Source organism: Actinophytocola sp. (assembly GCF_035712165.1).
GTDB lineage: Bacteria > Actinomycetota > Actinomycetes > Mycobacteriales > Pseudonocardiaceae > DASYTH01.
Map to the genome: position 1 here is coordinate 1 of NZ_DASTBH010000150.1, position 4974 is coordinate 4974.

6 protein-coding genes are annotated in these 4974 nt (G+C 70.7%); 4 read left to right on the forward strand and 2 right to left on the reverse strand.

Features of this window, described 5'->3' with window-relative positions; all coding sequences use genetic code 11:
- The 3 genes from VFO68_RS08460 to VFO68_RS08470 all read left to right on the forward strand — a co-directional run.
- On the forward strand, positions 1 to 469 hold a 469-nt coding region (locus tag VFO68_RS08460), incomplete at its 5' end, for a hypothetical protein (RefSeq protein WP_325157626.1).
- Positions 466 to 1641, forward strand: a complete 1176-nt coding sequence (locus VFO68_RS08465) for a hypothetical protein (protein ID WP_325157627.1) — start codon at positions 466 to 468, stop codon at positions 1639 to 1641. The genes VFO68_RS08460 and VFO68_RS08465, both read left to right, overlap by 4 nt.
- A 74-nt stretch (positions 1642 to 1715) precedes the next feature.
- Positions 1716 to 2015, forward strand: a complete 300-nt coding sequence (locus VFO68_RS08470; protein ID WP_325157628.1) for a hypothetical protein — start codon at positions 1716 to 1718, stop codon at positions 2013 to 2015.
- A 34-nt stretch (positions 2016 to 2049) separates the two neighbouring features.
- Here the strand turns inward: VFO68_RS08470 and VFO68_RS08475 are convergent, their stop codons facing one another.
- A complete protein-coding gene (locus VFO68_RS08475) occupies positions 2050 to 3606 on the reverse strand; it encodes a cellulose binding domain-containing protein (RefSeq protein WP_325157629.1) in 1557 nt (518 codons plus the stop codon).
- Between the two features lie 398 nt (positions 3607 to 4004).
- A complete protein-coding gene (locus VFO68_RS08480) occupies positions 4005 to 4346 on the reverse strand; it encodes a metalloregulator ArsR/SmtB family transcription factor (RefSeq protein WP_325157630.1) in 342 nt (113 codons plus the stop codon).
- Positions 4347 to 4602: 256 nt separating this feature from the next.
- On the opposite strand from VFO68_RS08480, the gene VFO68_RS08485 reads away from it, so the two are divergent.
- Complete coding sequence (locus tag VFO68_RS08485; RefSeq protein ID WP_325157631.1) at positions 4603 to 4974, forward strand: hypothetical protein; 372 nt, start codon at positions 4603 to 4605, stop codon at positions 4972 to 4974.

Sequence of the window (4974 nt, forward strand, 5' to 3'; positions counted from 1 at the left end):
CGTGGCCGGCCTGGGGTGGAACAGGACCCATGGCGTGCTGTGGGTGGCGACCATCAGCGACACGGACACCATCTATCAGGTCGACCCGGAGACCTGCGAACCGCTCAAGGCGGTGGCCCCGCCGGACCAGGAGCCGCAAACCGGTGCCGGCCTGGACGTGGACCCGCTGGGCAACCTGTGGGTGACGTCGACCGGTTCACCGGGCACCGTGTACCAGCTCGACGCCGGACTGCCCGAAGCGAACGACGTGCCGTGGCTGCGGGTCCGGCCCGCGCGCGGCCGGCTGGCGCCGAACCGCAGCGCCGCCCTGACGGTCACGCTCGACACCGCCGGCCTGGCGCCCGGCACGTACGGGGCGTACCTCGTGCTGGCCAGTAACAGCGGCCGGGAACCGGCGGTCGTGTTGCCGGTGCGGCTGCAGGTGCGGGCGGCGACGAGCGACGAGCGTGAGGAGACCTGGTTCCGATGACGAACGCAACACGTACCCGGGCGTTGGCCGTCGTGGCCGTCTCGGTGATGGCCGGCGCCACCGTGGCGGCGGTGCCGGCTCAGCCCGCGCGGGCCGGGACCGGCGTCCCGGTCCGCGCGGCGTCGATCAAGGGCGTGCCGCTGCCGATGGGTTTCCCGGCCGGGCTGAACAACGCGGGTGAGATCATCGGCACCGGTGAGGACGGGATGGGGTTGGTCTGGCGCGACGGCACCAGCACCCACATCGGTAGCCTCGGCGGTGGATACAGTGCGCCGACCGACATCAACCGGCGCGGCCAGGTCGTGGGCAGCAGCAGCACCGCCGGCGGCGGCGGGCACGCCTTCCTCTGGCACCGGGGCATCATGACCGATCTCGGTACGCTCGGCGGGCCGGACAGCTCCGCCGCGGCGGTGAACGATCACGGCGAGGTCGTCGGAATCAGCACCACGGCGGACGGATCACCGGCGTACTTCCTGTGGCGCCGCGGCGTGATGACCCGGATTCCGGTGCCCGGCGAGGTCCCGGTCACGGCGGGCCTGATCTTCATCAACAACCATGGCCAGGTTCTGGGCGAGTACCTCTTCACCGCCGGGGAGCCGCCCCGCCAGACGTCCGGGCTCTGGCTGTGGGACAACGGCGTGTTGACCGACCTGGGCACCCTCGGCGCGTTCGGCGCCCGACCGTTCGGCCTCAACGACCGCGGTCAGGTCCTCGGCCTCCAGGTCAGCCCGGACTTCGAGGAGAGCGTCTTCCTCCGGCACCGAGGGGTCACGACCGCGGTCGGGCGGGCCGATCTGATATCCGGGTTGGGCAGGCTGGCGCTCAACGAGCGTGGCCAGGTGGGATTCACCGGCCCGCCGCCGGGCGGCGGCGGGGACCGGGCCTACCTGTGGCGCGACGGCGTGCGGACGGACCTGGGTGACCTCGGCGGCGGGAGCGCGGCGCTGTTCGACCTCAACGAACGCGGCGAGGCGAGCGGCACCAGCAACGACGGCACCGTCGGCAACCGGGCGTACGTTTGGCGGCGGGGTGTCATGACCGCGCTCGACCCGCTCGACGGGCACCAGAACAGCCAGGGCCAGTCCATCAACGACGGCGGGCTGGTGATCGGGATCAGCGCCACCGACTTCGACGTCCGCGGGATGGTCTGGAACACACGCCCGCCCCGGTGAACTCTTCCCACGCCCGTCCGCACCCGTGCCCGGTGCGGCCGCGGTGACGCGGCTGTACGGTGACGATCGTGTCGATGAGCGATCCGGACGCGGCCGAGGCGGTCGGCACGCGAACGTACCGCGCGGCCCTGTGGTCCTTTCGCGTGGCTTGCCTGGTCGGGCTGGCGTGGATCTGGACGGCGTTGGTGGTGGCGCCGTCCGGTCTCGTGCTCCTCCTGATCTGGCTGGCCGGCGCGGCGGCGTCAGTGACCACGATCGTGCTGCTACGCCGATCGGGCCCTCCGTTCGCACTCATGCCGGTCTCGGCCATCCTGACGGATCCGGTGAGCATGCGCGAGTTCTACCGGGACGTGTTCCGGTGGCGTCGACGGTAGCGCTCGAAGCGAGAGGGCACTCCCAACGCTCACGTCACAGCGGCCTGCACCGGAAGCCGTTGAGGTAGATGGGATTCGGCGGTACCGGGGTGCCGCTTCCCACGAATCCGAAGCTGAACGTGCCACCGGGCGGGATGATGACCGTCCAACTAGGACGGAGGGTGACGGTCGAGCCGCTGATCGTCACGACGGCGTTCCAGATGCTGCTGATCGTCTCGCCGTTGGCGAACGTCCAGTGGATCCGGTCCACCTGCACGGGTGCGGGGCTGATGTTGCGGATGGTCACCTCGGCCTGGAAGCCGCCCTGCCACTGGTTGACGACGCGGTAGCCGTACTCACAGATCGGCGTGTCGGCCAGCGTGGTGACCGTGATCTGCCCGGACGGGTCGGAGATGTTGTTGGCCGCGTCGATGGCGACGACAACCCAGGTGTACGTCGTGCCGGGCGCCAGGTTGGCCATGGTGGCGGTGGTGCCGGTGAACGGACCCGTCGCCACGGTGCCGGCCGGGTTGCGCAGGTAGTACGCGGTGACGCCGACGTTGTCGGTGGAGGCGGCCCAGGTGAGGGTGACGGAGGTGGCGGTCACGCCGGTGGCGGTCGGTGTGCCGGGCGCGGTGGGCGGGGTCTGGTCGGCCGGCGGCGCGGTGGTCACCGTGATCTGTGGCGAGGTCTGGGAATAGTTGGGTACGGCGTCGAAGGCGCGCACCTGGAACGTGTTCGTGGAGCGCGGTGGCAGGTCCGTGATCGTGATCGAATTGGTGCCCGTGGTCCAGATCCGGACCGGCGCGCCGGAGCCGGGTGGGACCACGGTGGTGACCTGGTAGCCCACGACCCTGACGTTGTCGGTGGAGGCCGGCCAGCTGAGCGTGAAGCCGTTCGGGGTGATCGCGGAGGCGACCGGGGTGCCCGGCGCGCTCGGCGGAGTGGTGTCGATCGGCGGGACGTCGTCCTCGATGCGCACGTCGTCGAACGACGCGACCGCGCCGCGGGTGGCGAAGCCCACCTTGTTGGCCGAGCCGGTCGCGGTCGGGATGGCGGCGATGACCTGTACGCCCGGCGAGGTGCCGGTGACCACCGCGCGGGCCTGGTTCGGGAACGACAGGTCCAGGGTGGCGACGTGCCAGGTGCCGACGACCGGCGTGTACGGCGCGGAGGCGAGCACGCTCGTGGCGCCGTTCTGGCGCCGGCCCAGCTCCACCCGGTTGGCCCGCAGCGTGAGGAACGCGTAGTTGTTGGCGTCGAGCGCGTGGAACAGCAGCGAGACCGAGCCGCCGGAGTCGAGCGAGCCGCGCGGCTTCAACCTCGCCCGGACGATCGTGCCGAAAGCGGTGCCGCGCCCGACCTCCGCCGCGATGGCCCGCGCGTCGCCGCTGGCGGAGGACTGTCGCAGTGCCGGGTCGCCGTCCTCGGCGGCCACGGACCAGGCGCCGCCGGTCACGGTCCAGCCGTCGGCGTTGCCGTCGGAGAAGTTGTCCTGGAAGACGGTGGCCGCGCTCGCCGCGGATGGAACGGCGAACACCAGCGCGGCGGTGACCACACTCGCGGCGAAACCCGACAGCACGCGCCACCCGCGTCGTGAGGAAGCCGGCATGGGCCGACGGTAGGGCTTCCATCAGCGGCAGTCAATGACTGCGTGGCGGCGACGCGCCGTCGCGGGTGTCGTCTCGGGGTCCGCGAGTCCGGCAGCGGTGGCGGGGGAGCGCGCGGCAGACAGCGCCGGGACGTTGCCGCGGTGCGCGAGCCGGCCCCCGCCGCGACGCGTCGCCGGCTCCTCCTTACCTCTTCGGCTCGTACCGCATCGCCACGGCTCCCGAGGCCAGTTCCTTCCTGTCCACGAGCCTCAGGTCGACATACTTCGACAGTCCCGCGAACAGCGTCGGCCCGTGGCCGGCGAGCCTGGGGGTGCACCACGACTCGTCCTCATCGATCAATCCCAGCTCCGCCAACGCCAACGTACCGATCCCGGTCCACGGGCGCGGGGAACAGGCGCTAACCCTCCGTGTGACTGTGGGCGCGCAGCTGGACCAGCAGGCCGTCGCGGTCGGTGAGCACGGCGCCGAGGATGCGCCGGCCGGCGGCGAGCAGATCCGCGACGTCCGGTGTGCTCAGGGCGTACATCACCAGCGCGCCCTCCCGGTACGACGTCACGATGCCGGCACGGCGCAGGACCGCCAGTTGCTGCGACAGGTTCGACGCCTCGACCTCGATCTCGGCGAGCAGGTCGCGCACCGGCCTCGGCCCGTCCTGGAGCAACTCGAGCACGCGTATCCGCACCGGATGGCCGAGCGTGCGGAACATCTCGGCTTTGGCCTGATACAGCGGCACCGACATCGCGTACCCACCTCCGCCCGACATTGCCGATGTCGACGCTAGCAGTACGGCACGCCGGCCCGGCCGCGTGCCGTACCAGCAACACTTACAACATTGTCAATTTAGTAGTTGAAGAAATCCGCAACTGGCTGTCCGAAGGCGCAGTGAGTATCGCGCGGTGGAACGTGGCCGGATCGGACCTGTTGTGCGACCACCCCCGCCCGGTGCGCGTCAGGCTCACCACGCTCCAGTCAGACACGTTGCGGAGGACATCGACATGCCAGACATGGATGTGGCGCTCAAGGACGCGATGCAGATCGAGGGTGCGATCGGCGTCGCGCTCGTGGACTACACCAGCGGTATGGCGCTGGGCACGGCCGGCGGCAGCAGGGACTTCGACCTGACGGTCGCGGCGGCCGGCAACACCGAGGTGTTCCTCGCCAATATGCGCGCGATCGAGATGCTGGGCCTCAACGACTCGATCGAGGACATCCTCGTCACCCTGACCGGCCAGTACCACGTGATCAGGCCGCTGACCGGGCGCTCGGGCCGCGGACTGTTCCTCTACCTCGCCCTGCACAAGACCCGGGCCAACCTCGCCCTGGCCAGGCATCAGCTGCGGCGCATCGAAGCCAACCTGGAGGTCTGA

What these genes read in the sequence shown, in the direction of transcription:
- VFO68_RS08475 (WP_325157629.1), bottom strand. Translation starts at nt 3,606, where the DNA reads ATGCCGGCTTCCTCACGACGCGGGTGGCGCGTGCTGTCGGGTTTCGCC.
- VFO68_RS08465 (WP_325157627.1), top strand. Translation starts at nt 466, where the DNA reads ATGACGAACGCAACACGTACCCGGGCGTTGGCCGTCGTGGCCGTCTCG.
- VFO68_RS08470 (WP_325157628.1), top strand. Translation starts at nt 1,716, where the DNA reads ATGAGCGATCCGGACGCGGCCGAGGCGGTCGGCACGCGAACGTACCGC.
- VFO68_RS08480 (WP_325157630.1), bottom strand. Translation starts at nt 4,346, where the DNA reads ATGTCGGTGCCGCTGTATCAGGCCAAAGCCGAGATGTTCCGCACGCTC.
- VFO68_RS08485 (WP_325157631.1), top strand. Translation starts at nt 4,603, where the DNA reads ATGCCAGACATGGATGTGGCGCTCAAGGACGCGATGCAGATCGAGGGT.